Source organism: Burkholderia sp. RF4-BP95 (assembly GCF_001521985.1).
GTDB lineage: Bacteria > Pseudomonadota > Gammaproteobacteria > Burkholderiales > Burkholderiaceae > Burkholderia > Burkholderia diffusa.
The window spans coordinates 150,784-177,377 of sequence record NZ_LOSX01000042.1; the positions used below are offsets into that span (position 1 = coordinate 150,784).

The window sequence follows — 26,594 nt, forward strand, 5'->3', positions numbered from 1 at the left end:
TTTAATCACCAGTCGTCATTGGCCCTGTTCCACAGGCGGTATCATCGACGCTGGTCCAACCATTCAGGCCGTGCGGTGCACGGCCGGAGATCGCTGATGAAGATGAAGACTTGGCTGGCGCGTCGCGTGCCCGGGTCCGTGCTGGCGGCCGCGGCCGTCGGTGCGGCGCTGTTGCTCGCAGGCTGCGAGAAGTCCGGCACGCCGGCCACGCAACCCGATACGGCCGCCAGCGCGGCCGCGGATGCCGCGAACAACGCGGCCAAGGCGCTCGACCAGGTGGCGAGCACCGTCAACCAACAGATCAATGCCGCGAAGGCCGGCATCGCGAGCGCGGCCTCGGCCGTGCCGCCGCTGTCCGCGAGCGGCCTCGCGTCCGCCGCGCAGGCGCAGATCGATGCGGCCGCGTCCGCCGTCGTCGCACACGCGGCATCGGAAGCGGGCGCGAAGATGGCGGAGGCCGGCAAGAAGCTCCAGCAGTGGAGTCAGCAGAACGCATCGGGTGCGAAGCCGGCCAGCGGCGAGTAAGCGCCCCTTGCGGAATGCGTGAAATGTAACTATAGTGCGTACACATTGCCGCCGGCTGCCGTTCGGGCCGGCGTCACCGAGTGAGTGAGGAATGAATACCAGCAGCCGGTTCGCGTTTGCCGTTCATGTGCTTGCCTTGCTGTCGATGCAGGAAGGTGCGCCGCTGTCGTCCGACATCATCGCGGGTAGCGTGAACACGAATCCGGCGCTGATTCGCCGTCTGTTGTCGATGCTGGCGGCTGCGGGGCTGACCACGTCGCAGCTCGGCGCGGGCGGCGGCGCGCTGCTGGCGCGCGAGCCCGGCGAGATCACGCTGCTCGACGTGTATCGCGCGGTCGACGATGCGCAGCTGTTCGCACTGCATCGCGAGGCGCCGAATCCCGCATGTCTCGTCGGGCGGCACATTCAGGGCGTGCTGATCGGCTATATCGGCGACGCGCAGCGCGCGATGGAAGCATCGCTTGCCACGCGCACGCTTGCGGACGTCACGGCCGACGTGCTCGAATCGGAGCAGCGCCGCCGGCCGGCGGGAAGCACCGGCGGGTGATCGCGAGCAACGGCTGATGCAGGGCAGGAGGCCGGGTGACGCGCACGCGCGGCGACCGGTACGACGGAGTGTTGCTCCGTTTTTTTTCGATCTTATATGTAATCAACGTAGTTACTTTTTACTTCTGGAGAATCGACATGACGCAACGTACCTTGAACATCGCACTGTTCGGCGCCACCGGGATGATCGGCTCGCGCATCGCCGCGGAAGCCGTGCGCCGCGGCCATCGCGTGACCGCGCTGTCACGCCATCCGGGCGCGGCCGGCGACGGCATCACCGCGAAGGCGGCCGACCTGTTCGATGCGGCCAGCATCGCGGCCGCGCTGCCGGGCCACGACGTCGTCGCGAGCGCGTACAGCCAGAAGCAGGACGAACCCGCGAAGATCACCGCCGCGGCGAAGGCGCTGGTGGAAAGCACGCGCCAGGCGGGTCTGAAGCGGCTCGTGGTGGTGGGGGGCGCCGGTTCGCTCGAAGTCGCGCCGGGCAAGCAACTGGTCGACACCGAAGGTTTCCCGGACGCGTACAAGGCAGTCGCGCTCGCGCATCGCGATGCGCTCGATTATCTGAAAACGGTCGGCGATCTCGACTGGACGTTCTTCGCGCCGGCAGCCCTGATCGCGCCGGGCGAGCGCACGGGCACGTTCCGCACGGGCACGGGCAAGCTGATCGTGGACGCAGAGGGCAACAGCAGGATCTCGGCGGAAGACTACGCGGTCGCGTTCGTCGATGCGCTCGAGCAACGCAGCTTCGTGCGCGAGATCGCAACGGTCGCGTATTGAGCGATCTCACGGCAAGGCGGCGCGCAGGTGCCGCATTCGCCGTGAGCGGCCAGCAGGCTGCGCAGCCGCAATGACTTCAGGCGATTCCATCTCGGCGGGTGGAATCGCCTGTTTCGTCTGGTGTGCCGACGATCGATGGCGCGCTGCGCGGGGGATCGCGCGTGACGCGGATGCTTTCCGGCCTGATTGGTATTTATCCCGGTCGACGCCGCGCGGCGGTTTCCATATTGTTCCCCGTCATGCAGGATGCATAGAAAAAATTTCTATCTACGAGGGACCGGGTAAATGGATGCCATCGATCGCAAACTGCTAGAGCTGTTGCAGGCAGATGCCACATTGCCGATCGCGGAACTCGCGCAGCGCGTGAATTTGTCGCAGACGCCCTGCTGGAAGCGCGTGCAGCGGCTCAAGGAAACCGGCGCGATTCGCGCGCAGGTCGCGCTGTGCGATCCGCGCAAGCTCGGTGTCGGCACGACGGTGTTCGTCGCGATCCGCACGAACCAGCACACCGAGGAGTGGGCGCAGCGCTTCACGCAGGCCGTGCGCGACATGCCGGAAGTCGTCGAGGTCTACCGGATGAGCGGCGAGACCGACTATCTGCTGCGGGTCGTGGTGGCCGGGATCGACGATTACGATCGCGTGTACAAGCAACTGATCCGCGCGGTGCCGCTGTTCGACGTGAGTTCGTCGTTCGCGATGGAGCAGATCAAGTATTCGACCGCGCTGCCGGTGCGCGATCTGTCCGAGCCGGCATAGCGCGAGGGGCGGCAACGGACTACCGCGCCGATGCGCATGGGCGTTACGTGTGCGCGCCGCCGATACGCGCCGTTATCGCCCGGTCAGCGGCCGCGCGACAGCGCGCGTGCGCGTTCGTCCGCGAGCGCGTCGCGGCGCACGAACTCCGCGACGAACGGGCTGGCCGGATGGTGGTGCAGCGCGTACGGCGTGTCCCATTGCGCGAGCCGGCCGTCCTTCATCACGCCGATCCGGTCGGCGATCGCGAACGCTTCCGCCTGATTGTGCGTGACGAGGATCGCGGTGTGGCCCGTGCGCTTCAGGATGTCGCGCAGCTCGAACGCGAGCCGCTCGCGCGTATCGACGTCGAGATTCGAGAACGGCTCGTCGAGCAGCAGCAGCTCGGGCGACGGCGCGAGCGCGCGGGCGAGGGCGACGCGCTGCTGCTGGCCGCCCGACAGTTCGTGCGGATACGCGCTGCCGGAAGCGGCGAGGCCGACGAGCTCGAGCATGTCCGCGACGCGCGCGCGCCGCTCGGCCTTCGGCATGCGCCGCAGGCCGAAGGCGACGTTGTCGGCCGCACTCAGGTGCGGGAACAGCGCATAGTCCTGGAACATCATCCCGATGCGTCGCCGTTCGGGCGGCACGTCGAGCGACGGCGCCGCGACGGGCGTGCCGTCCAGCACGATGCGTCCCATGCGCACGGGCTCGAAGCCCGCGATCGCGCGCAGCACGGTGGTCTTGCCGCAGCCCGATGCGCCGAGCAGGCAGCCGATGTCGCCGCGCGGCAGCGCGAGGCTCAGCCCGTCGACCACCGTGCGGCGGCCGTGCGGCGTGTCGTAGGCGACGCAGAGGTCGTCGAGTTCGAGCAGGTTCACGGTGTCAGGCTCCGATCTTGTGACGGGTGCGCGCGAGCAGGATCACGGGCACGAGCCCGGCCAGCACGATCGCGAGCGCGGCGACCGCGCCTTCCTCATAGGTGCCGCGCGCGGCCTCCGCATACAGCCAGGTCGCGAGCGTGTCGAAATTCAGCGGGCGCAGCAGCAGCGTCGCCGGCAGCTCCTTCATCGCGTCGACGAAGACGAGCAGTGCGCTCGTCGTGAGCGCGGGCCGCAGCAGCGGCAGGTGCACGCGGCGCAGCGTGCCGCCGGCCGTCTCGCCGAGCGCGCGCGCGGCGTGTTCGAGCGACGGCGGGATGCGCGCGAGGCCGGCTTCGATGCTGCCGGCCGAGATCGCGAGAAAGCGTACGGTGTAGGCGATCACGAGCGCGGCCGCCGATCCCATCAGCAGCAGTCCGTCACGGCCGAGCGCCGCGCCGAGCAGCCGATCGGCCGCCGCGAACGGGATCAGCAGGCCGATCGCGAGCACGGTGCCAGGCACCGCGTAGCCGAGGCTCGCGATTCGCGCGCACACGCGGGCCGGGCCCGCGCGCGCGCTGTCGCGCTGCGCGCGCGCCGCCCATGCGACGACGAGCCCGCATGCGAGCGTCGCGACGGTTGCGGCGGCGGCGATCGTCAGCGTGTTCGTGAGCCCGGTCATCAATTGCGCGGATACGCCACCGACGAGATGCAGCCGCTTGCCGGTCTCGACCGCGAGGTACGCGGCCGGTGCGCCGAAGCCGAGCAGCACCGGCAGCCAGCCGAGCGCGGCGGCGCTCCACGCGGCCGCGCCCGTCAGCTTGCGCGGTGCGACCGGACGCATGCGCCGGCCGTGCGCGTAGCGCTGGCGGCGGCGCCCGTAGCGTTCGAGCGCGATCATGCCGACGACGATCGCGAGCATCGCGAGCGCGATCTGCGCGGCGCCGGCGAGATCGGAGCGCGTGATCCACGTCGTGTAGACCGACACGGTCAGCGTCTGCACGCCGAGGAATTCCGATGCGCCGATGTCGTTCAGCGTTTCGAGCAGCGCAAGGCTCACGCCGACCGCGATCGCGGGCCGCGCGAGCGGCACGACGACGCGCCAGAACGTCGCGATGCGTCCCGCGCCGAGCGTGCGCGCGGCTTCGAGCAGACTCGCGGACTGCGTGACGAACATCGCGCGCGTGCTCAGGTACACGTACGGATACAGCACGAAACCGAGCACGAAGATCGCGCCGGGCAGCGAGCGCAGGTCGGGCAGACGGAACTGGCGCGGGCTGTCGAAGCCGAGCAGCCAGCGGATCGCGCCCTGCACGGGGCCGATCGGATGGAGCAGGTCGAGATAGGCGAACGCGACGATATAGGTGGGCACCGCGAGCGGCAGCAGCAGCGCCCAGGTCAGCATCCGGCGGCCGGGAAAGTCGTACGCGGTGACGAGCCATGCGCAGCCGGTGCCGACCACCGTGACGATCGCGCCGACGCCCGCGAGCAACAGCAACGTGTTGACGAGCGCCTGCGGCAGCACGAATTCGGCGAGATGCTTCCAGTGCGCGAGATCGGCGCCGAACGCGGCGGCGATCAGCACCGCGACCGGCGCCGCGACCGCCGCGGCGATCGCGACGGCCGCGCCCAGCCAGAGGCCGCCCGCGCGCGAACGGAGCGGCCGGCGGCGCGCGCGGACGAACATTGCGTCAGTTGTCAAAGCCGACCTTGTCGACGAGCTGGCTGGCCGCCTTGCGGTGCTTCGCGATGTCGGTCAGCGGCAGCGGGTCGACCTTCAGCGTGCCGAAGCTCGCGATCACCGGATCGAGCTTCACGTTCGCGCGCACCGGATATTCGTAGTTCGCCTGCGCGTACAGCGCCTGCGCTTCCGGCGACACGAGGTACTCGAGCAGCTTCACCGCGTTGGCCTTGTGCGGCGCGTGCTTCGCGACCGTCGCGCCGCTGATGTTCACGTGCGTGCCACCGCTCTTCGCGTTCGCGAACGTCGGCCGCACGACCTTGATCGCGTCGCCCCACTTGCGCGCATCGGTGCCCGGCTCCGCGTTCTTCATGTGACCGACGTAGTACGCGTTGGCAAGACCGACGTCGCAGATGCCGCCGAGAATGTCGCGCGCGACGTCGCGGTCGCCGCCCGTCGCCTTGCGGGCGAGGTTCGCCTTCACGCCCCGCAGCCACTTTTCGGTCGCGGCTTCGCCGTCGTGCGCGATCATCGCCGCGACGAGTGCCGTGTTGTACGGATGCTGCCCCGAGCGGATGCAGACCTTGCCCTTCCATTTCGGATCGGCGAGATCCTCGTAGCGGAACGCGTCGACCTTCAGGTCTTTCTCCACGTACAGCACGCGATCGCGCAGCGAGAGCGCGTACCAGTCGCCTTGCGCGCCGCGCAGGTTCGCGGGAATCGCATCGTCGAGCACCTTCGAGCGCACCGGCTGCGCGAGCCCGCCGTCGACGAGGTCGAGGAGGTTGCCGATGTCGACCGTCATCAGCACGTCGGCGGGCGACTGCGCGCCTTCCGCCTTCACGCGTTCAAGCAGGCCGTCCTTCACGAACACCGTATTGACCTTGACGCCGCTCTGTTTCGTGAACGCGTCGATCAGCGGCTGGATCAGCTTCGGTTCGCGGGTGGTGTACAGGCTCACTTCCTCGGCCGCGTGGGCCAGTGGCGCGAATGCGGCGGCGGCAAGGGCGAGGGCGCCGGCGAGCGGCAGCAGGCGGGTGCGCGGGTTCGACATGGAGACTCCGATGAGGCAGGCGGACGAAGAAGCGTTCCGGGGCGTGCCTGCCGCCCGAGCAACCCGAAACATTACAAAGCGAAAGATTTCGGATTCTAGATCGAAATGGGAATGATTATCAAATGAAAGGTGTCGGAAAGCCGGGAGGAAGATGGGAGGGAGGTGCGCTACCGGGGCGTCGCAGCGCAGGCGCAAGCGCGTAGAATGCCCGCTTCAACGAAATCGACGGAGCCGTACCGACCATGAACGATCAGCGCAAGAAGAACCCTGTCCGCAACGTGAGCATCCTGATCGTCGTGGCCGTGCTGCTCGTGATCGGGACGATCCTGTATAACGCGATCTCGCAGAAGCACGCGTACGACGAGGCTCATCCGGCCGAGGCGGCGAGCGCCGCGTCGCACTGACGCCGGCGCGGATGCGCATGATCGCCGCGCGGCCCGGTCGGGCCGCCAGCGATGCGCAGGAACGGCAGGAAGCGTGGAAGCGGTGGGCGGCGCGAGGCGTCGCGCCGCGATAGATGCGGGCGCCGAAGCCGGCGCGCCGCGTGGAAGGTCAGCCGTGCGTCAACGTGACGCAGGCGCAAATTTCGGGCGGACTCGTGCGTAGAACAGGAGCGCGAGCAGCGCGAGCCATGCCGCGCCGACGTAGAGCGCGACGCGCGTATCTTCGAACCAGCCGAGCATCACGATCACGAAAGCCATGAACGCGATCGTCAGCGCGGGTGCGACGGGCCACAGCGGCACCTTGAACTTCAGCGCCGCGACCTCCGCGCTCGACAGGCGGCGGCGCATCGCGACCTGCGACAGCAGGATCATCAGCCACACCCACACGGTCGCGAACGTCGCGATCGCCGCGACCACCAGGAACACGTCCTTCGGCATCAGGTAGTTGAGCAGCACGCCGATCAGCAGCGCGCCGGCCATCACGAGCACCGTGACCCATGGCACGCCGTGCCGCGACGTCGCCATCAGCACGCGCGGCGCCTGGCCCTGCCGCGCCATCCCGAACATCATCCGGCCCGCGCCGAAGATGTCGCTGTTGATCGCCGAGATCGCCGCACTGATCACCACGAGGTTGAGAATGGTCGCGGCCGACTTCACGCCGAGCGCAGAGAAGATCTGCACGAACGGGCTGCCGTCGCTGCCGACGCCCGTCCACGGGCTGATCGACATCAGCACGACCATCGTCAGCACGTAGAACAACAGGATGCGCGCGGGCACCGCGTTGATCGCGCGCGGAATCACGCGCTCAGGGTCCTTCGCCTCGCCGGCGCTCATCCCGATCACCTCGATGCCGCCGTACGCGAAGATCACGACCGACAGCGACGCGATCAACCCGCCGATCCCGTTCGGGAAGAAGCCGCCATGGTTCCACAGGTTCGCGAACGTCGGCACGTCGGCCGAATGGCCGAAATGCATGCCGGTCAGCAGGATCGCGACGCCGCCGCCGATCATCGCGACGATCGCGCCGACCTTGATGATCGACAGCCAGAACTCGAGCTCGCCGAACACCTTCACATGGCACAGGTTCAGCCCGCAGATGACCGCGACGACGCCGAGCACCCAGATCCATTGAGGGACATCCGGAAACCAGAAGCCCATGTAGATGCCGAATGCCGTGATGTCGGCGATCGCGACGATCACCATTTCGAGCGTGTAGGTCCAGCCGGTGACGAAGCCCGCGAACGGGCCGAGGTTTTCGGTTGCGTAGTGGCCGAACGAGCCGGCGACGGGCTCGCGCACGGCCATCTCGCCGAGCGCACGCATCACCATGTAGACAGCCGCGCCGCCCAGGATATAGGCCAGGATTACCGCCGGGCCCGCGAGCTGGATCGCGGACGCCGAGCCGTAGAACAGGCCGGTGCCGATCGCCGAGCCCAGCGCGAGAAAGCGGATGTGCCGCGCGCTCAGATGGCGCTGCAAGTTCTTCATCGAGTCTCCGATATCGTTATGCGACGGACCGGGCGAACGGGGCCGGCCCGGTTGGTTCAAGTTGTATATACAACTTGAAGATGTCGGAATGATAACAAGCCGGAGCCTGCGACCGGAATCGGGTATTCCCTGACTGGCGCAACCGGTGCAATCGGAGGTGGGGCCGTCGCGCGGCGGACGCGTGGGCCGTATGGGGCGTGCGGGTCATGCTTCGGGAGGAAGTTGCGGGAGCGGGGAGCGCTGCCGGCCGGCCCGCTTGCGTGCGCGGGCGGCCGGTGGCGGAACGACGTCAGGGCCTCATGCGGGCAGGCGGATGATGCTCGCGTCCTTGCGGATCAGCAGCGACGACGCGAGCATCTGCTTGCACTGGTGCGCGAGCACCTTCAGGTCGTGCGTGAGCTCGGCACCCACCGCGTCGGATTTTTCCGCGGACACGACCATCGCATCGAGGTCGCGGGTGATCTGCTTCGTCGCGTCGAGCTGGTCGGCCGGCGGCGGCTCGCCGGCTTCCGCCTTCTCCAGGTTCTCGAGCACGGCGGACAGGCCGCGGCGCAACGCATCGTCGTGGACGATGTTCTCGTCGGCCGCGCACGCGCTGCGGATCAGCGGCGCGGCGGCGGTGATCTGGGCACCGAGCACGTGCGTCTGCACGAGCAGGTCGTTCAGTTCCGGCACGAAGCGCTGGTGTGCCTTGGGCTCGATCATCATTCGCTGGAACGCCTGGCCGAGGTTCGCGAACGCGATGTGCACGTCCTTGCGCGCGAGGCGGTAGCGGTAGTCGTCGTCGAGGGCGGTGGCCGGCGTCTCGATCGCCGCGGCGACGACCGGCACGACCGCAGCGCCGTCGGCAGCCGGCACGGGCGGCGGCGACACGCCGCGCCCGGCGCGCCACACGGCCTCGAAATACTTGCGGGTCGAGGTCAGCATGTCGGTGACGAGCTTGCCCATCAGCCGGTATTCCCAGTACGGGAACAGGCGGCTCGCTGCGATCGCGATCATGCAGCCGACCACGGTGTCGATCGCGCGCTCGCCGATGATCCGCATGCTGCCCGGCGCGAGCAGGTGGAACATCAGCAGCACGTAAGACGACGTGAACACGACGCTCGCCGCGTAGTTGAACAGCAGCAGGCTGTAGCTCATCACCATCGATCCGAACATGATCGCGATCAGCAGGTGCGGCTCCTTGACCGTGTAGATCAGCGCAATGCTCGCCGCGCAGCCGATCAACGTGCCGACGATACGCTGCGCGTTGCGCTGCTTGGTGAGCGAGTAGCCGGGCTTCAGGATGATGATGGTCGTCATCACGATCCAGTAGGCGTTCGTGAGCGGCAGCAGCCGGCCGAGCCAGAAGCCGACCGCGACCGCGATCGTCACGCGCAGTGCGTGGCGAAAGCTCGGCGAGCGCATGTTCAGGTTGGAGAAGATCAGCAGCGGCGACATCCGGCGCCGCTGCAGGAAGCGCGTGAGCGCCTTGTCGATCTTCAGTTCGGTCTGCTGCGGGTCGGCATGGCCCGACAGGTTGCGGCGCATCCGGTCGATCAGGCGCGTCGCGCTCCAGATGCGCCGGAACGTCGCGAGCACGGCTGCGTAGGCTTCCGCGTTGGTGGCGGGGAAGTTCTTCTTGCGCATCAGCTCGATCTCGTACTCGATCGCGCGCAGTTCGGCCTTGACGCTGATCCGCGAATGCGGCGCACGATTCTCGAGCACCGCGAGGCCGATTTCCTCGAGGTCGCGGGCCGCCTTGCGGATCAGGTCGCGATAGAAAATGATCAGGTCGGAGCCGCCGAACGTGTTGCGCACGAGCGGGTAGTCGGTGTGCGCGCCGACGAACAGCTCGTGCAGGTCGACGCTGTTGATGAACAGGTTGTACATCGTCGTGCGGCCGGGATCGAGCTTGCCGCGGCGCAGCTTCGGCAGGTTGCGCAGCACGATGTCGCGCGCGGTTTCCTGCGTTTCGACCGCGGTGATCTGCTTCGCGACGAGATTGCGATAGCACTCGTCGAGATCGGCATCGAGATCGTAGAACTGCGCACGCGCGAGCAGGTAGTCGGCGCACGCGAACAGGCTTTCGGCGAGCGCCTGCTGTTCGATCCGGCGCGCCTGCCATTGCGACACGAGCGTCGCCCAGTACGTGTACCAGAGGCCGCCCGCGAGAATCCAGCCGGCATTGACGAACGCCTGCAGCGGCGTGAACTTCTCCTCGAGCGTCATCACCATCATGAACAGCGTCGCGAAGCTGATCTGCGGCCAGCGGTTGCCGTAGACGACGATCAGCGACAGCACGAACGTGAGCGGCACGATCGTCAGCCACAACGCGAAGATGTTCGGCGTGGCGAGGCCGGTCGCGAGCGCAGCCAGGAAGCCGATCACGCTGCACGCGAGCATTTCGTTGTGCTTGTACTTCAGCGGGCCCGGCATGTCGACGACGCACGCGCCGAGCGCGCCGGTCGAGATCGTGAAGCCGAGCTCCCGGTTGTGAAACACGATCAGGCACAGCACGGCCGGCAGCGATACGCCGACCGCGATCCGCAGGCCGCCGAAAAAGTACTGGCTGTAGAAAAACTTTCTGATTTCGACCGAATAGCGCATCGATGGGCTGAATGACAGACGAAGACGCCCGGGGCGGCGTATTGACTGGCGACGAGTCTATCGTATTTCGTGGTCCGCAAAACCTGGCCTTTCGGACGAGGTTCGCCGCGACGGTCCTTTTGCTATCCTTGGTGCTCCCGTTCGCACGGCCTGGCCGGCGCAAGGCTCCGACACCCGCTTCATGCTCCATCTCTTCTATTCGAACCGTCACGAAACGCTGGCCGACGCGCTGCTCGACGACCTGGCCGCGTTTCCGGCCCGCAACGGCCCGTGGGCGCCGCAACAGGTCATCGTGCCGAGCGCGGCGCTGCGCCGCCGTCTGGAACTCGACATCGCCGTGCGCCACGGCGTGTGCGCGAACGTCGAGTTTACGTATCTCGCGCAATGGCTGTGGGCGCAGATCGGCCGCGTGCTGACGGTGCCCGCCCGCTCGCCGTTCGCGCCGGACCGCCTCGTGTGGCGCTGCTATCGGCTGTTCGCGCAGGGCGCGAGCGGCGCGCCGTGGCTCGCGTCGCCGCGGCTGGCTGCGTATCTGTCCGCGTCCGACGACGCGATGCGCTACGAGCTCGCACAGCGCGTCGCGGCCGTGCTCGATCATTACCTGACCTATCGGCCCGAATGGCTGGCCGCATGGCAGGCCGGCGAGTCGGTGCTCGCGGGCGACGTCGCGCCGCGCGGAATCAGCGATGCCGCACGCGACGACGAGCACTGGCAGGCGGCGCTGTGGCGCGCGCTGCTTGCGGAGCTGAGCGACAGCGGCACGCCGCCCGCGCATCGCTTCCTCGTGGAGGCGCGCAACCTCGATCCCGAAACCGTCGCGCGTGCCGACTGGCCTGAATCGGTCAGCGTGTTCGCGCTGCCGACGATGCCGCCGCTGCACGTCGCGCTGCTGCGCGAGCTGTCGCGCTGGATCGACGTGCGCGTCTATGCGCTCAATCCGTGCCGCGAATTCTGGTTCGACATCGTCACCGCCGCGCATGCCGAGGCGCTTGACGCGGCCGGCCGCCTGGACTATCAGGAAGTCGGCCATCCGCTGCTCGCGGAGTGGGGCCGGCAGACGCAGGCGCAGTTGCACATGCTGCACGAACTGACTGAAAGCGCCGCGTCGGGCGATGCGTCGCGTTTCGTCGGGAATCCCGCGCCGACCTGGCTCGCGCGCGTGCAGAACGCGATCCTCGACCTGCAACCGGAGGCGGAGCTCGGCGAAGCGCCGGCCGAGCGCGGGATCGAGGTGCACGTATGCCACAGCCTCGCGCGCCAGCTCGAGGTGCTGCATGACCGCCTGCTCGCGTGGTTCGATGCGGACGCGACGCTGCAGCCGTCCGATGTGCTCGTGGCGGTCGCCGATCTCGCAGCGGCCGGGCCACTGATCGATGCCGTGTTCGGCACCGCGGGCGCCGGCGGCGCGCGCGTGCCTTACCGGATCACCGGCCTGCCGCCGTCGCAGGCGAACCCGGTCGCGCGCGTGCTGCTCGAATGGCTCGCGTTGCCGGAACGGCAGGTCGGCGCGCCCGAGTTGGTCGAATGGCTGCGCGTCGATGCAGTGGCGGCCCGTTACGGCATCGACGCAACCGCGCTCGAGACGGTTCAGACCTGGCTCGCGGCCGCCGGCGCGCGGCGCGGGCTGTCGCCGACGGTGAGCGACGATGCAGCGGTGCCTGCGCCGCGCCATACGTTTTCCGATGCGCTCGCGCGCCTCTTCCTCGGCTATGCGATGCCCGAGGGCGCGGCACCGGTCGGCGCGTGGCTGCCGATCGAGGCGGCCACCGGCAGCGAGGCCGAACTGCTCGGCCGGCTCGCGCGCTTCACGGACGATCTCGACGGCTTCTCGCGACGGCTCGCCGACGCGCACACGCCGCGCGCATGGAGCGAACTGTTCGCCGACACGCTCGCGCGGTTCTTCGACTCCGGCGCCGCGTATGCCGATGCGCTCTCGGGCGTGCGCGACGCGCTCGACGCGATGCTGGCCGCGATGACGGAAGGCGCGCCCGACGAAGCCTTGCCCGCGGCCGTCGTACGCGCGGGGCTGACAGCCGCGCTCGACGATCCGGCGCGCGGCGGGGTGCCGTGGGGCGGCGTCACGTTCTCGTCGCTGACGAGCCTGCGCGGGCTGCCATACCGCGTCGTGTGCCTGCTCGGCATGGACGACGGCGTGCTGCCGAGCCTCGCGCGCGCGGACGAGTTCGACCTGATGGCCGTGTTGCCGAAGCTCGGCGACCGGCAGCGTCGCGACGACGAACGCAATCTGTTCCTCGACCTGCTGCTCGCTGCGCGCGACCGGCTGCTGATTGCCTATACGGGGCGCAGCATTCGCGACAACGCGCCGTTGCCGCCCGCGGCGCTCGTCGACGAACTGCTCGACCATCTCGCGCTCGTCACGGCCGGCGAGGATGCCCCACCGGACGCGGTCGATGCCGCGCGGCGCGCGTTCATCGTCGAACATCCGCTGCAACCGTTCGCGGCCGAGTATTTCCGGCCCGGCAGCGAACTGGCGTCGTACGACGCCGAGCGCGCGACGCTGGCGTCGCTGCTGGCAGCCGAAGCCGCGCGCGACGCGACGCGCGAGCAGGCGTTCTTCGCGCAGCCGCTGCCGGCCGAGCCGGTCGAACCTGTCGCGTTCAGCGAATTCGAACGGTTCTGGCGGCATCCGGCCCGCGCGCTGCTGCGTGCGCGGCTCGGCATCGTGTTGTCCGACGCGCAGGCCGAACTGCTCGACACGGAGCCGTTCGCACTCGACTTCGCGGGCAGCGACGCGCTCGCCGAGCGCGTGCTGCCGCTTCTGATCGAATCGGACGAAGGGGGCGTGCACGATCATGCGCTGCGCATCGCGGACGCCAGCCCGGAACTGCCGGGCGGCGCGACGGGCGCGGTCTGGCGCGACCAGGCGCTCGGCTCGATGACGCAGCTTGCGTCGAACGTGCGGCGTGCGCTGGCGGACGGCATGGAACGGCGGCCGTTCACGCTCGCGATCGCGCCTGCCTGGCCCGACACCGAACAGGCGCTGTTCGGTGCCGATGACGCGATGCTGTCCGGTGATGCGGTGAGTGCGCCGCTCGAGCTGCACGGCACGCTGAACCGGCTGACGCCGGCAGGCCAGATCATCTACCGCTATGCACGGCCGAGCGCGCGCGACTACCTGTCCGCGTGGCTCGCGCACCTCGTCTACTGCGCGGTGGAGCCCGACGGTCCGCGCCGCACGCTGTGGTTCGGCAGCGGCGGCGCGTTCGAACTCACGCCGGTCGCGGCACCGCTCGAGCGTCTCGCGCCGCTCGCCGCGCTGTTTCGCGCGGGGCGGCGCATGCCGCTGCGGTTCTTCCCGCGCAGCGCGTGGGCGCGCATTTTCGACGGCGAGGCGAAGGCGGCGAGCGTCTGGATCAACGAGCGCGTGGTGAGCGAAGCCGACGATCCGGCGATCGCGATCGCATGGCGCGGCGCGCATCCTTCGCTCGACGAGCCGTTCGGTACACTCGCGCGGCTCGTGTTCGAGCCGATGCTGGAACATCTGAAGGAGGTCGCATGAGTGCCGCATCCCAGCCGCAGGCGGCGCTCGAACTCGATGTGTTCGCGTGTCCGCTCGACGGCGTCAACCAGATCGAGGCGTCGGCCGGTACCGGCAAGACGTGGAATATTTGCGCGCTTTACGTGCGCCTGCTGCTGGAGAAGGATCTCGGCGCGGATGAAATCCTCGTCGTGACCTTTACGAAGGCGGCAACGGCCGAGCTGCACGAGCGGATCCGCGGGCGGCTGGCGCAGCTCGCGCATGCGCTCGATACCGGCGACGACGGCGGCGATCCGTTCGTCGCGCGCCTGCTCGAGACGACGCTCGGCGAAGCCGGCGCGCTCGACCCCGAGACCGCCGCGAAGCGGATCCGGCGTGCGCTGCGCGCATTCGACCAGGCGGCGATCCACACGATCCACGCGTTCTGCCAGCGTGCGCTGCAGGAAGCGCCGTTCGCGGCCGCGATGCCGTTCGCGTTCGAGATGCAGGCCGACGATGCGGCGCTGCGCTTCGAGCTCGCGGCGGACTTCTGGCGCACGCGCGTCGAGCCGATGGCCGCGCGCTGGCCCGGCTTCGCGACGTGGCTCGTCGATTCGGGCGCGGGCCCGGCCGCGCTCGATGCCCAGCTCGCGCGGCGGCTGAAGAAGCCGCTCGCCGCGCTACGCTGGGACGGCGTCGTCGAACCGGACGCCTCGGCGGAGGCCGCTGCCGTCGAATGCTTCGCGGAGGCCGCGCGGATGTGGGCCGACGAGCGGGAGGCGATCGACGCGCTGCTGCGCACCGCGCAGCCCGTGCTCAATCAGCGTTCGCACAAGCCCGACGCCGTCGCCGATGCGCTCGGCGCGTGGTCCGCGCATTTCGCGCAAGGCAACGCCGCCGCCGCGCTGCCCAAGGCGGCGCTCAAGCTCACGCGCACGGCGCTCGCGAAGGCGACGAAAAAGGGCGGCGCGACCCCCGAACACCCATTCTTCGACGTCGCCGACGCGCTCGAAGCGGCGGTGGCCGCCGCCGAGGCCGCGCAGCGCGCGCGCTGGCTCGCGCTGGTCGCCGACTGGCTCGACACCGCGCCGGGCGAGCTGGCCGAGCGCAAGCGTACGCGCCGCGTCGTGTCGTTCGACGATCTGCTCGCGAACCTCTATCACGCGCTGCATGCGCATCCGTGGCTCGCCGAGACGCTGCGCGCGCGCTATCCGGCCGCGCTGATCGACGAATTCCAGGATACGGACCCGCTGCAGTTCGCGATCTTCGACCGGATCTTCGCACCGGGCGGGCCGCTCTTTCTCGTCGGCGATCCGAAGCAGGCGATTTACAGCTTCCGCGCGGCGGATCTGCATACGTATCTCGCCGCGCGGGCAAGCGCGAGCGCGTGCTACACGCTCGCGGTCAACCAGCGTTCGACGCCGGCGATCGTCGATGCGTGCAACCGCTTCTTCATGTCGAACCCGCGCGCGTTCGTGCTCGACGGGCTCGACTATTACGCGGTGCGCGCCGGCACGCGCGTGCGTGCACCGTTCGTCGACGGGACCGATCCGGGCCCGGCCGGCGATTTCCGGATCTGGGCGCTGCCGGGCGGCGACGGCACGCTGCTCAAGCGCGACGCGCAGGCACAGGCCGCCCAGGCGTGCGCGGCCGAGATTGCCCGGCTGATGCGCGGCGCGCGCGAAGGACATGTGCGGCTCGGCGATACGCCGCTGTCTCCGGGCGACGTCGCGGTGCTGGTGCAGACGCACCGGCAGGGGAGCCTCGTGAAGCGCGTGCTCGCCACGTGGGGCATCGGCAGCGTCGAGCTCGCGCAGGCGTCCGTGTTTTCGACCGGCGATGCGGAGCAGCTCGAGCGCGTGCTCGCGGCGATCGATGCGCCGGGCGACCTGCGGCGCTTGCGCGCGGCGCTGGCCGCCGACTGGTTCGGCCTCGACGCCGGGGCGTTGTGGCGGATGGAGCAGGGCGACGGCGATGTGTCGCGCGCAGCGGCCGACAGCGCGGACGCGATGAGCTGGGTCGAGCGCTTCTCGCGCTATCGGCTGTTGTGGCGCGAACGCGGTTTCGCGGTGATGTGGCGCACGTTCACGCGCGAGCTGCGGATCGCCGAGCGGCTGATGGCCGGCGCGGACGGCGAACGCCGCGTGACCGACATCAACCATCTGGCCGAACTGACGCAGGCGCGCGCGTCCGCGCAGCCGGGCATCGCGCCGACGCTGCGCTGGCTCGCCGCGCAACGGCTCGACGGCGGCGGCGAGGAAGCGCAGCTGCGTCTCGAGTCCGATCGCAACCTCGTGCAGATCGTGACGGTGCACAAGTCGAAGGGCCTCGAATACGCGGTCGTGTTCTGTCCGTTCCTGAACGACGGCGGGCTGCGCGAGCCGCCCGCGTCGGCGCTGCCCGACGCGCGCGAGTATCACGACGATGCGGGCGACGCCGTGCTGCATTACGGGTGCGACGACGAAGCCGCCGAGCATGCCGCGCGCCAGGCGTTGCGCGAGCAGGCGGCGGAACGCGCGCGGCTCGTCTACGTGGCGCTCACGCGCGCGGTCTATCGGTGCTATCTCGTCGCGGGGCCTTATCTGTCGTCGCGCTCGACCCGCGAGGCGCGGCGCAGCGTGCTGAACTGGCTCGTGGCCGGGGCCGGCCGGTCGTTCGACGCGTGGCTCGACGAGCCGCCCGACGAAGCGGTGCTCGACGCTGCGTGGCAAGCGCTCGCGGGCGGGCCCGTGAGCGTTGCACCGTTGCCGGTGCCGGCGCGCCGTGAGCGGCTGGCTGCCGGCCACAATGCATCGCAGACGCTCGCCGCCCGCCATGCGACGCGCGTGCTGCGCGACGCGTGGCGGATGGCGAGCTTCAGTTCGCTGACCGCGTCGATGGCGCGCGAGGAGGCGGGCGTCGCGGTCGTGCCGGACGACGAGCTGCGGCCCGATCACGATGCGCTTGCCGCCGTCGCGCCGGACGGCGCGCTTGCCGTGGACGACACCGTCGCGGTCGAGCCGCCGGACGACGACATCCTCGTGTTTCCGCGCGGCGCGGCAGCGGGCGAGTGTCTGCATCGGCTGTTCGAACTCAGTCGGTTCACCGACCCCGATTCGTGGCACCAGGCGGCGCTCGGCGCGCTGCATGACCGGCCAGTCGAGGCCGAGCCCGAACTCGCGACGCGCCTGCCCGCGATGATGGCGCGGCTCGTCGACGATGTCGTGCGCACGGAGCTCGTGCCGGGCATGCGGCTCGCGGATCTCGATCCCGCCAAGCGGCTCGACGAAATGGGTTTCCTGTTCCCGGCGCCGTCGCTCGAGCTGGGCGCGCTGCGCCGGCTGCTGGTCGCATACGGCTATCCGGACGTTGCGCTGGACGCGGGCGTGCTCGCCGGTTTCATCAAGGGTTTCATCGACATGATCGTCGAACACGACGGCCGCTTCTGGATCGTCGACTGGAAGTCGAACCATCTCGGCAATACGCCGGACGCTTACGGCCCGCGCGCGCTCGACGTCGCGATGGCCGATCATGCCTATCACCTGCAGGCGCTGCTCTATACGGTTGCGCTGCATCGCTATTTGCGCGGGCGGCTGCCCGACTATGACTACGACACGCATATCGCGGGCTATCTGTACCTGTTCGTGCGTGGCGTGCGGCCGGACTGGCGCAGCGCCGGCGAACCGGCCGGCGTGCATGCGCGGCGGCCCGCGCGCGAACTCGTCGACGCGCTCGACCGGATGATGGAAGGAGGCCGCGCATGAACGTGTCCGACGATACGCTCGAATTCACCGGCGGCCTCGTCGCGCGTCTGCCCGAGCCGGCTGATTTCGGCATCGCGCTCGCGGAAGGGTTCGCGCGACGCATCGGCGACCTGTCGCGCCGTGCGGGTGCGCCGGCCGCGGCTGCGCGCTGGGCGGCGCGTGCCGCGTTCGCGACGAGCCGGGCGACCGCGGGCGGCCACGTATGCGTGTCGCTCGGCGCGCTCGCGCAGCGCTACGAGGAACCGGTCGACGACGTGCGCGCGGCGCTTGCCGCGAGCGGCGTGGTGGCGTTCGGCACGCTCGCGCGCGGCGACGAGCGGCCGCTGATCGTCGACCGGCACGACCATCTGTATCTGTCGCGATATTTCGACTACGAACGGCGGCTCGCCGATGCGCTCGTCGCGCAGGCCGGCGTCGCCGCACCGGGCGACGTGCTGTCGCCCGACCGGTTGCGCGACAGTCTCGCGCGTTACTTCGGGCCCGCGACGGGCGAAGTGGACTGGCAGCGCGTCGCGGCGATCGTTGCGCTGACAGGACGCGTGACGATCGTCAGCGGCGGCCCCGGCACCGGCAAGACGACGACCGTCGTCGGCGTGCTGGCTTGTCTGCTCGACGCGCATCCGGGGTTGCGCATTGCGCTGGCGGCGCCGACCGGCAAGGCCGCGCAGCGGATGCAGGAAGCGCTGCACGCACGGGCGGGCGACCTGCCGCCGGAACTTGCCGCGCGCCTGCCCGACACGTCGTACACACTGCATCGCCTGCTCGGCGGCGGCGGGGCGGCGGGCTTCCGCCATCATCGCGACAATCCGTTGCCGTACGACCTGATCGTGGTCGACGAGGCGTCGATGATCGACGTCGCGCTCGCCGCGCATCTGCTCGATGCGCTCGCGCCGGGTGCACGGCTCGTGCTGCTTGGCGACAAGGATCAGCTTGCCGCGGTCGAAGCCGGCGCCGTGTTCGCCGAACTCAGCGCGCGGCCGACGTTCACCGCCGCTGCGCGCACGCGCATCGCGGATGCGCTCGGCGTCGACGAAGCGGCATTCGTCGCGGCGTTGCCGGTGCCGGACGGCGAAGTGGCGGGGGCGGTTGCTGTTGCAGCTCAAGCCCCGGCCCGGGCTTCCGCGTCATCGTCGGCGAGCGCGGCGCGCAAGCCGCCGGCACGGCGCAACGTGGATACGCGCCAGGCGTCGCTGTTCGACGACGACCCGCAGGACGAAGCGGTTTCCCCGGCTGACGCGGTGCCACGTATCGCTCCGTCGTCACCTGCACTGACAGACCTCGATAGCGCCTCCGCGGCCACCGATCCTGCATGGATCGAGGCCGACGAACTCGCGTGGCTCGACGAGGTCGAGCTCGCGCCGTTCGATCCGGCCCACGCGGGAGGTTCGGCAACACGCGTGTCGACTGTTGCCACGCAAGCCGACGACATCGCCGCGGCGTCACCCGCACCGCTCGCAGACTGCGTCGTGTGGCTCGAACGCAATTACCGTTTCGGTCTCGATTCGCCGATCGGCCGTCTGTCGCTCGCGATCCGCCGCGGCGACGTGCAGGGCACGCTCGACGCGTTGCCGGCCGACGATGCCGCTGCCGCGTCGTTTCACGACGATGCGGGCGAGACGCTTGCGGCGTCGACGGTCGAGCGGCTCGCGCGCCGGTTCGGCGCGTACCTCGATGCGTTGCGCACCGCGTTGTCCGGGCCGGAGCCCGATCCGCTGCCGTTGTTCGATGCGCTCAACCGCTTCCGGATCCTCTGCGCGACGCGCACGGGATCGCGTGGCGCCGAGCACGTCAATGCGCTGGTGGCCACGCACGTGCGGCATGCCGCACGCGTGCCGCTCGCGGTCGGCGCACACTGGTTCACCGGGCGGCCGATCATGGTGACGCGCAACGACTATGCGCTCGGGCTGTTCAACGGCGACATCGGCATCGCGTTGCCGGACGCGCAGGGCGTGCTGCGCGTTTGGTTCCGCCGCGCGGACGGCACCGCGCGCGCCGTGTCGCCCGCAGCGCTGCCGCCGCATGAAACGGCGTTCGCGCTGACCGTCCACAAGTCGCAGGGCTCCGAATTCGACGAGGCCGCGCTCGTGCTGCCGGCATCGTTCGGCCGTGTGCTCACGCGCGAACTCGTCTACACCGCGGTCACGCGTGCGCGCACGCGCGTGCAGGTGATCGGCCCGCGGCGCGTGCTGGCGCAGGCGGTCGCGACACGGACGCAACGCGATTCGGGCCTGGCGGCCCGCGTCGACGAGGCGCTCGCGCGGCGCCGCAAGGAGACGTCGCGATGATGATCCGCTACACGCTCGATCCGGCCGAAGTCGAATGGACCGCCGTGCGCGCGCAGGGCGCCGGCGGCCAGAACGTCAACAAGGTGTCGAGCGCGATTCACCTGCGTTTCGACATCCGCGCGTCGTCGCTGCCGCCCGTCATCAAGGAACGGCTTCTCGCGCTGTCCGACCAGCGCATCACGCGCGACGGCATCGTCGTGATCAAGTCGCAGGAATACCGCACCCAGGAGAAAAACCGCGAGGCAGCACTCGCGCGGCTCGATGCGTTGATCGGCAGCGTCGCGTTCACGCCGCGTGCGCGGGTCGCGACACGGCCGACACGCGCATCGAAGGAGCGGCGGCTCGAACATAAGTCGCGCCGCAGCGTGGTGAAGTCCGGACGAGGGAAGGTGATCGACTGACGAACCGAATCGCCGGCCAGCCTGCATGGCGGGCGGCGTCGTGCCGCCGTATGCGCTACCGCATCACGGTGCCCGCGCTGTCGAGCACGAAGTCGACGCAGAACACGACGAGACGGTTTTGTGCGCGAATCGCGACGGCTGCCGTGTAGCAATCGCGGCCTTCGGTCAACGAGAAGTGCGGGCCCATGAGCGCGACGCGCCCGGGCGCTGCGATCGCGCGCTGGAAGTACGGGCGCCGCGACCAGTTGCTGTGCGTCTCCGGGAACAGCGGCGAGAGTCGCGTGCCGCTCGTCTGGCCGTCCTCGGGACGCGCGCCGATCGACGGCAGGAACTGTTCGCCGATCTCGTCCGTGACGAACACCCGGCGTGCGGCCGGCACCACGAATACGCGCTGCGCGGCGTCCTGCAGGCTGCCGCTCGCGGAAAACGCGGCCGCGCCGGCGAGCACGAGCCGCTCGATCGCGTCGAAGCCCGGCTGCTCGGCGATCGCCGGCGTATGCCGGTGGGCGATGTAGCGTTGCCACGCGGCGTCGAGCATCGCGGGCGCCGCGGCGCTCGCGTGCGCGATCGATGCATCGGGCTGGCCGAACTGGAAACCCTGGACGAAATCGATATCGGCCTCCATCAGCATCTGCAGCGCGTCGTCGCTTTCGACGCCCTCGGCGAGCACCATCGCGCCGGCCTGATGGAGCATCGATACCAGGTGATGCATGATGCGGCGATCGTCGGCCGACGCGTTCGCGCGTTCGACGAGCGATCGATCGAGCTTGACGATATCGGGCCGTGCGCGCCACACGCGGTCGAAATTGGAGAACCCGGTGCCGAAATCGTCGATCGCGATCAGGAAGTCCCGGTGCTGGATCATGTCGATCGTGCGGGCGAGCGCGGCTTCATCGCGCGCCGGCTGCTCGACGACTTCCAGCACGATGCGGTTCGGCGGCAGCGCGAAATGACGGCACAGCGCCTCGACGAATTCGCGCTGCACGAGGCCGGAATCGAGCACGCGCGGCGTCACGTTCAGGAACAGCCAGCCGTCGCCGATGCCTTGCGCGACGAAATTGGCCGTATGCAGGCAGCGGGCGAGCCGGTCGAGCAGCAACGCGTCGGCAGCGGCACGCGTCTTGTCGAATAGCGCGACCGGCGAAACCAGCGCGCCGTTCTCGTCCACGACGCGCAGCAGCGCTTCGTAGCCGACCACGCGCTTGTGCGTGATCGACAGCACCGGTTGAAACACGCTGCGCAGCGTCGTCTCGCGATACGTGGCGATCCAGCCGCTGGGCGTCGGCGTGAGGCGTTCGAGCAGGGAGTCGAGCGAGAGGTCGCGGGAGGGCTTCATGTCAACGGTGCCCTGGGGCGATCGGGGGGGCGGTATCGTGCGCGCCACGCAGAAGCCGTCGCACGCGCAGGTGGACGCGAAAGAACGTGGTGCATCGTAACCGCCTTCTGCGGATGAGTGATCCGAGTGTAACGGGAATGGCGCGGCGCGCGTATCAGGGTAACTCCAGACGCAAACGCTACACCGACGGCTGGAAAGGGGCGTCCGCCCGGGCGCGTGACACGCAGGGGCCACCGGCCGTGTATGCGGCGACGGCTCCAAATATGCCGCATGCATCGCGTGCGAAGAATGCGGCACAGCGGCAAAGCCGGGCGGCTGCATCGCCATCAGCGAAACTCGATATGCGCTGTCGCGCACCGGTCGACCGGCGGCGCTCGCGGATTGGCGGCCGGCGCGTGGCGGGCACCCACACCGGCGGGGTGCCGGCCCCATCTGCCGCTCAGGCCGCTTCGCCGCCGCGCGGGCGCAGCCCGGGAATCCGCTTGATCACGCCGGTGGCGAGCGCGGTGCCGACGAGCACGATCGCGCAGCCTTCGATCATCACGAGCGATACGTGTTCGCTGAGGAACAGCGCGCCCCACAGCAGGCCGAACACCGGGATCACGAACGTCACGGTAATCGCGCGGGCCGGGCCGATGTGCGCGATCAGGTGGAAGAAGATGAAATACGCGATGCCCGTGCAGGCGATGCCGAGCGCGAGCACGGCGCCCCACGCAGGCGCGCTGACGGCTGCGGCGGGCCAGGTCGCGATCGCGAACGGCGCCAGCAGCACGGTCGAGCCGATCATGCTGCCGGTCGCGTTGACGAGCGGATCGACGCCGCTGAGCGTGCGCTTCGTGTAGTTGGCCGCGATGCCGTACAGCAGCGTCGCGCCGAGCGCTGCGATGGCGGCGAGTGCGGTCGCGTTGGCGCCGGTGCTGCCGTGCGCGTTCGCGATCTGATCCCACACGAGCGTGAGGACGCCGGCAAAGCCGATCACGAGGCCGAGCGCGCGCGGCAGCGACAGCTTGTCCTTCAGCCACAGATAGGCGACGAGCGCGCCCCACAGCGGCGTCGTTGCGTTGATCACCGACGTCACGCCGGCCGACAGCGTCAGTTCGGCGAACGCGAACAGGCAGAACGGGATGCCCGAGTTCAGCGCGCCAACGACGAACAACGGCCACGCGCGACGGCGCAGCTGCGCGCCAAGCTCGGCGGGCCTGAAGCGCGTCAGCGCGAATCCTGCGAGAAACAGCGCGCCGATGCCCACGCGCAGCGCCATCAGCGGCGCGACACCGAAGTCGGCGACGCCGATCCGGATGAACAGGAACGACGCGCCCCACAGGGCAGCGAGGACGGTCAGCAGAAAGGCGTTCTTGGGCGACATTGAGCGTGGCGGGCGAGGGGACGGGATGCGAGGAATCTTACACCGCGTTCCCGTGCCGTCGTTTCACGATCGGATGAAATGGCAAGAACCGGCAAGAACCGGGAAATCCGCTCGCCTCCGTCACGAACCGGCAGGCGCGGTCGTTCAGTGATGGTGCCAGCCGCCGCGTCCGCCGAAGCCGAAATTGAGCGACACCGCGGGCCCCCAGTAACCGCCCCAGGCCGGGGCATAGGCGGGCGCCGGATAGTAGTACGCCGGGCCCGGATCGACATAGACGGGCGCGGGCTGCACGGGCGCCGCCGTGTAATAGCCGGACGGATAGTAGCCGTAAGGGTAGTAACAGCCGGCGAGCGTCGTGCACGCGAGCGCCGCGGCGACGAGGGTCCTGTTCATGATGTCTCTCCGGCGGAGCCGGCAATCGGCAGATGCTTAAGCTTAGGCCGCGCGGCGATGACAAGGTGCGCTAAACGGTAACGGATCATTTCCGGGCCGCTGCGGCGTGTTGCGGCGCCGCATGTGAAAAACGGCGCTTCCGCAGTGCGGAAACGCCGTCAGGCCGGAACTTGCCGCGCGTCGCGCGGCAGCCGGGTAAGCCGGTCGGCTTATTTGCCGACCTGGTTGCCGATGATGCCGCCGGCTGCCGCGCCGCCCAGCGTCGACAGCGCGTTGCCGCCGATCGCCGCGCCGGCGACGCCGCCGACACCCGCACCGATCGCGGTATCGCGCTGGCGCCGCGTCATCGAATCGCAGGCCGAAAGGCTGGCCACCGTCGCGACGAGCAGCGCGCATACCCCAAAACGCCGAATCGAATGGTTCATGATCGCTGTCCTTGTGGTAGTGAACGGAGGTCGCGCGGCCGCCTGACGGCCGCGCATGAATCCAATCTACGCGTCGCCCCGTGGTGCTGCTGTAAGGACTTGTTAAGGCTCGAGCGGTTTCGTAATCAATTGTTTCGCTTGCGCCGGCAGGCACACGGCATGCGCGCGAAGGCAAAAAAAAGCCCGCTCGAAAGCGGGCTTCCTGCCGTGCGTCACGAAGCGAAGCGATCCGCGCGGACCGCCGCGTTCGCTTGCCGACTTACTGGCGGTGATAAATCTCGGCGCCGGTCTTCACGAACTCGACCGCCTTGACCTCCATCCCCTTCTTCAGCGCCTCAGTTTCCGACACGCCTTGCTGTGCCGCGAACTCGCGCACGTCCTGCGTGATCTTCATCGAGCAGAAGTGCGGGCCGCACATCGAGCAGAAGTGCGCGACCTTCGCCGAATCCTTCGGCAGCGTCTCGTCGTGGAATTCGCGCGCCTTGTCCGGATCGAGGCCGATGTTGAACTGGTCTTCCCAGCGGAACTCGAAACGCGCCTTCGACAGCGCGTTGTCGCGCACCTGCGCGCCGGGGTGACCCTTGGCCAGGTCGGCCGCGTGCGCGGCGAGCTTGTACGTGATGATCCCTTCCTTCACGTCGTCCTTGTTCGGCAGCCCGAGGTGCTCCTTCGGCGTCACGTAGCACAGCATCGCGGTGCCGAACCAGCCGATCATCGCGGCGCCGATGCCCGACGTGATGTGGTCGTAGCCCGGTGCGATGTCGGTGGTCAGCGGCCCGAGCGTGTAGAACGGCGCTTCCTTGCACCAGTCGAGCTGGAGATCCATGTTCTCCTTGATCAACTGCATCGGCACGTGGCCGGGGCCTTCGATCATCACCTGCACGTCGTGCTTCCACGCGATTTGCGTGAGCTCGCCGAGCGTCTTCAGTTCGCCGAGCTGCGCTTCGTCGTTCGCGTCGTAGATCGAGCCGGGACGCAGGCCGTCGCCGAGCGAGAAGCTCACGTCGTACGCCTTCATGATCTCGCAGATCTCTTCGAAGTGTTCGTACAGGAAGCTTTCCTTGTGATGCGCGAGGCACCACTTCGCCATGATCGAGCCGCCGCGCGACACGATGCCCGTCATCCGGTTCGCCGTGAGCGGCACGTACTGCAGGCGCACGCCCGCGTGGATCGTGAAGTAGTCGACGCCTTGCTCGGCCTGTTCGATCAGCGTGTCGCGGAAGATTTCCCAGGTCAGGTCCTCGGCCTTGCCGTTGACCTTTTCGAGCGCCTGGTAGATCGGCACCGTGCCGATCGGCACCGGGCTGTTGCGGATGATCCACTCGCGCGTTTCATGGATGTGCTTGCCGGTCGACAGGTCCATCACCGTGTCGCCGCCCCAGCGGATCGCCCACGTCATCTTGTCGACTTCCTCGCCGATCGACGACGTGACGGCCGAGTTGCCGATGTTCGCGTTGATCTTCACGAGGAAGTTGCGGCCGATGACCATCGGCTCGGATTCCGGGTGGTTGATGTTCGCGGGGATGATCGCGCGGCCGCGCGCGACTTCCTCGCGCACGAACTCGGGGGTGATCTCGGCGAGTGCATTCGCGCCGAAGGCCGCGGCGCCGAACGCCTGGCCCGGGTGCTGGCGGCCCATCATCGCGGCGAGCTTCGCGCCGTTCGGGCCGCTCGACTTGAGGCTCTCGATGTACTCGGCGCGGCGCTGGTTCTCGCGGATCGCGATGTATTCCATTTCCGGCGTGATGATGCCCTGGCGCGCGTAGTGCATCTGCGTGACGTTCTTGCCGGCTTGCGCGCGGCGCGGGTTGCGGTGCAGGCCCGGGAAACGCAGGTCGGCGGTGGCCGGGTCGGCCGCGCGCTCGAGGCCGTATCGGCTCGACAGGCCGTCGAGCACCTCGGTGTCGCCGCGCGCCTCGATCCAGCGCTGGCGCAGTGCCGGCAGGCCGGCGCGGATGTCGATCTTCGCGTCCGGATCGGTGTAGGGGCCCGACGTGTCGTACACGTAGATCGGCGGGTTCTTTTCGCCGCCGAAGCCGGTCGGGGTGTCGGCCTGCGTGATTTCACGCATCGGCACGCGGATGTCGGGCTGCGAGCCGGTTACATAAACCTTTCGCGAATTGGGCAGCGGGGCGACGGCGGCGGCGTCGACGTGGGCGTCCGCGGACAGAAACTTCGGATTGGCGTTCATGCAATCTCCTGTGTGAGCGCCGGACAGGCGCCACGGCGCTTGCCCGGAGCCCTTGACGAATGTGGGGCTCGAGCTAAGCAGGAGACGAGGCTTGGTGAGGCGGCGGATTTCGTCAGAAGGATGGCGGCGAAATCCGTACGCTTCCCTGCGCTGGCATTATCCAGATCAGGTTCAAAGGGTATTTCTCACCCGCAATGCCGGTTGTTTGACCGAACGCATTGCAGGACCCCCGCGTTAGCAGCGCACACGATACACTGGCTTCGCGGCGGTTTCAACCG

Annotated in this window: 19 protein-coding genes and 1 riboswitch; of the genes, 9 read left to right on the top strand and 10 right to left on the bottom strand. The window is 69.0% G+C overall.

Annotated elements, in window-relative coordinates; all coding sequences use genetic code 11:
- Positions 1-96: 96 nt before the first annotated feature.
- From WS46_RS16360 to WS46_RS16375, 4 genes are all read left to right on the top strand, one after another.
- Positions 97-525 carry a hypothetical protein gene (locus tag WS46_RS16360; protein WP_059523609.1) on the top strand — a complete coding sequence of 143 codons (429 nt, stop codon included), beginning with the start codon at positions 97-99 and terminating at the stop codon, positions 523-525.
- A 91-nt stretch (positions 526-616) separates the two neighbouring features.
- Positions 617-1,072, top strand: coding sequence for an Rrf2 family transcriptional regulator (locus tag WS46_RS16365; protein WP_059523607.1), 456 nt, complete (start codon positions 617-619; stop codon positions 1,070-1,072).
- Between the two features lie 137 nt (positions 1,073-1,209).
- Positions 1,210-1,851, top strand: coding sequence for an NAD(P)-dependent oxidoreductase (locus WS46_RS16370; RefSeq protein ID WP_059691127.1), 642 nt, complete (start codon positions 1,210-1,212; stop codon positions 1,849-1,851).
- Between the two features lie 285 nt (positions 1,852-2,136).
- Entirely contained in the window at positions 2,137-2,607 is a 471-nt protein-coding gene (locus tag WS46_RS16375) for an Lrp/AsnC family transcriptional regulator (protein WP_006754321.1), read from the top strand.
- An 83-nt stretch (positions 2,608-2,690) separates the two neighbouring features.
- Here the strand turns inward: WS46_RS16375 and WS46_RS16380 are convergent, their stop codons facing one another.
- The 3 genes from WS46_RS16380 to WS46_RS16390 are packed head-to-tail and all read right to left on the bottom strand — an operon-like array spanning position 2,691 to position 6,178.
- Entirely contained in the window at positions 2,691-3,464 is a 774-nt protein-coding gene (locus WS46_RS16380) for an ABC transporter ATP-binding protein (protein WP_059691128.1), read from the bottom strand.
- 4 nt (positions 3,465-3,468) lie between these two features.
- A complete protein-coding gene (locus tag WS46_RS16385; RefSeq protein ID WP_059691129.1) occupies positions 3,469-5,145 on the bottom strand; it encodes an iron ABC transporter permease in 1,677 nt (558 codons plus the stop codon).
- Positions 5,135-6,178, bottom strand: coding sequence for a Fe(3+) ABC transporter substrate-binding protein (locus WS46_RS16390; RefSeq protein ID WP_059683054.1), 1,044 nt, complete (start codon positions 6,176-6,178; stop codon positions 5,135-5,137). The genes WS46_RS16385 and WS46_RS16390 overlap by 11 nt, the downstream gene beginning before the upstream one ends.
- Before the next feature lie 242 nt (positions 6,179-6,420).
- Here WS46_RS16390 and WS46_RS35360 point away from each other — a divergent pair, with 242 nt between their 5' ends.
- On the top strand, positions 6,421-6,582 hold the full coding sequence (locus WS46_RS35360) for a hypothetical protein (protein WP_006476417.1): 162 nt from the start codon (positions 6,421-6,423) through the stop codon (positions 6,580-6,582).
- A 159-nt stretch (positions 6,583-6,741) separates the two neighbouring features.
- Here the strand turns inward: WS46_RS35360 and WS46_RS16395 are convergent, their stop codons facing one another.
- Together WS46_RS16395 and WS46_RS16400 are read right to left on the bottom strand one after the other, a co-directional pair.
- Complete coding sequence (locus WS46_RS16395; protein ID WP_059523597.1) at positions 6,742-8,109, bottom strand: amino acid permease; 1,368 nt, start codon at positions 8,107-8,109, stop codon at positions 6,742-6,744.
- Positions 8,110-8,406: 297 nt separating this feature from the next.
- Positions 8,407-10,698, bottom strand: coding sequence for an FUSC family membrane protein (locus WS46_RS16400; protein ID WP_059523595.1), 2,292 nt, complete (start codon positions 10,696-10,698; stop codon positions 8,407-8,409).
- Between the two features lie 181 nt (positions 10,699-10,879).
- Here WS46_RS16400 and recC point away from each other — a divergent pair, with 181 nt between their 5' ends.
- From recC to arfB, 4 genes are read left to right on the top strand one after another with little or no spacing between them, the layout of a single operon-like run.
- Positions 10,880-14,218 carry an exodeoxyribonuclease V subunit gamma gene (gene recC, locus WS46_RS16405; RefSeq protein ID WP_059691130.1) on the top strand — a complete coding sequence of 1,113 codons (3,339 nt, stop codon included), beginning with the start codon at positions 10,880-10,882 and terminating at the stop codon, positions 14,216-14,218.
- Complete coding sequence (gene recB, locus WS46_RS16410) at positions 14,215-17,919, top strand: exodeoxyribonuclease V subunit beta (RefSeq protein WP_059691131.1); 3,705 nt, start codon at positions 14,215-14,217, stop codon at positions 17,917-17,919. Before recC ends, recB begins: the two co-directional genes overlap by 4 nt.
- Positions 17,916-20,204: an AAA family ATPase gene (locus WS46_RS16415; RefSeq protein WP_059691132.1), complete on the top strand. Its 2,289-nt coding sequence runs from the start codon at positions 17,916-17,918 to the stop codon at positions 20,202-20,204. The genes recB and WS46_RS16415 overlap by 4 nt, the downstream gene beginning before the upstream one ends.
- The gene (arfB, locus tag WS46_RS16420; RefSeq protein WP_044848015.1) at positions 20,201-20,605 is read left to right on the top strand and encodes an alternative ribosome rescue aminoacyl-tRNA hydrolase ArfB; all 405 of its coding nucleotides are present in this window, start codon (positions 20,201-20,203) and stop codon (positions 20,603-20,605) included. Before WS46_RS16415 ends, arfB begins: the two co-directional genes overlap by 4 nt.
- 55 nt (positions 20,606-20,660) lie before the next feature.
- Here the strand turns inward: arfB and WS46_RS16425 are convergent, their stop codons facing one another.
- The 5 genes from WS46_RS16425 to thiC form a co-directional block, all read right to left on the bottom strand.
- Positions 20,661-21,941, bottom strand: coding sequence for an EAL domain-containing protein (locus tag WS46_RS16425; RefSeq protein ID WP_059523588.1), 1,281 nt, complete (start codon positions 21,939-21,941; stop codon positions 20,661-20,663).
- 439 nt (positions 21,942-22,380) lie between these two features.
- Positions 22,381-23,307, bottom strand: a complete 927-nt coding sequence (locus WS46_RS16430; protein ID WP_059523586.1) for a DMT family transporter — start codon at positions 23,305-23,307, stop codon at positions 22,381-22,383.
- Between the two features lie 144 nt (positions 23,308-23,451).
- Positions 23,452-23,700 carry a hypothetical protein gene (locus tag WS46_RS16435; RefSeq protein WP_059523584.1) on the bottom strand — a complete coding sequence of 83 codons (249 nt, stop codon included), beginning with the start codon at positions 23,698-23,700 and terminating at the stop codon, positions 23,452-23,454.
- A 209-nt stretch (positions 23,701-23,909) separates the two neighbouring features.
- Positions 23,910-24,125: a glycine zipper 2TM domain-containing protein gene (locus WS46_RS16440; protein ID WP_059449419.1), complete on the bottom strand. Its 216-nt coding sequence runs from the start codon at positions 24,123-24,125 to the stop codon at positions 23,910-23,912.
- A 259-nt stretch (positions 24,126-24,384) separates the two neighbouring features.
- On the bottom strand, positions 24,385-26,316 hold the full coding sequence (gene thiC, locus WS46_RS16445; RefSeq protein WP_059691133.1) for a phosphomethylpyrimidine synthase ThiC: 1,932 nt from the start codon (positions 26,314-26,316) through the stop codon (positions 24,385-24,387).
- Between the two features lie 124 nt (positions 26,317-26,440).
- Positions 26,441-26,557, bottom strand: a riboswitch (TPP riboswitch).
- Between the last annotated feature and the right edge of the window lie 37 nt (positions 26,558-26,594).

Excerpts from the sequence above, each read along its gene's own strand:
- recC (WP_059691130.1), top strand. The coding sequence starts at position 10,880 with ATGCTCCATCTCTTCTATTCGAACCGTCACGAAACGCTGGCCGACGCG.
- arfB (WP_044848015.1), top strand. The coding sequence starts at position 20,201 with ATGATGATCCGCTACACGCTCGATCCGGCCGAAGTCGAATGGACCGCC.
- WS46_RS35360 (WP_006476417.1), top strand. The coding sequence starts at position 6,421 with ATGAACGATCAGCGCAAGAAGAACCCTGTCCGCAACGTGAGCATCCTG.
- WS46_RS16370 (WP_059691127.1), top strand. The coding sequence starts at position 1,210 with ATGACGCAACGTACCTTGAACATCGCACTGTTCGGCGCCACCGGGATG.
- WS46_RS16430 (WP_059523586.1), bottom strand. The coding sequence starts at position 23,307 with ATGTCGCCCAAGAACGCCTTTCTGCTGACCGTCCTCGCTGCCCTGTGG.
- recB (WP_059691131.1), top strand. The coding sequence starts at position 14,215 with ATGAGTGCCGCATCCCAGCCGCAGGCGGCGCTCGAACTCGATGTGTTC.
- WS46_RS16425 (WP_059523588.1), bottom strand. The coding sequence starts at position 21,941 with ATGAAGCCCTCCCGCGACCTCTCGCTCGACTCCCTGCTCGAACGCCTC.
- WS46_RS16375 (WP_006754321.1), top strand. The coding sequence starts at position 2,137 with ATGGATGCCATCGATCGCAAACTGCTAGAGCTGTTGCAGGCAGATGCC.
- thiC (WP_059691133.1), bottom strand. The coding sequence starts at position 26,316 with ATGAACGCCAATCCGAAGTTTCTGTCCGCGGACGCCCACGTCGACGCC.
- WS46_RS16395 (WP_059523597.1), bottom strand. The coding sequence starts at position 8,109 with ATGAAGAACTTGCAGCGCCATCTGAGCGCGCGGCACATCCGCTTTCTC.
- WS46_RS16400 (WP_059523595.1), bottom strand. The coding sequence starts at position 10,698 with ATGCGCTATTCGGTCGAAATCAGAAAGTTTTTCTACAGCCAGTACTTT.
- WS46_RS16365 (WP_059523607.1), top strand. The coding sequence starts at position 617 with ATGAATACCAGCAGCCGGTTCGCGTTTGCCGTTCATGTGCTTGCCTTG.
- WS46_RS16360 (WP_059523609.1), top strand. The coding sequence starts at position 97 with ATGAAGATGAAGACTTGGCTGGCGCGTCGCGTGCCCGGGTCCGTGCTG.
- WS46_RS16440 (WP_059449419.1), bottom strand. The coding sequence starts at position 24,125 with ATGAACCATTCGATTCGGCGTTTTGGGGTATGCGCGCTGCTCGTCGCG.
- WS46_RS16390 (WP_059683054.1), bottom strand. The coding sequence starts at position 6,178 with ATGTCGAACCCGCGCACCCGCCTGCTGCCGCTCGCCGGCGCCCTCGCC.
- WS46_RS16415 (WP_059691132.1), top strand. The coding sequence starts at position 17,916 with ATGAACGTGTCCGACGATACGCTCGAATTCACCGGCGGCCTCGTCGCG.
- WS46_RS16435 (WP_059523584.1), bottom strand. The coding sequence starts at position 23,700 with ATGAACAGGACCCTCGTCGCCGCGGCGCTCGCGTGCACGACGCTCGCC.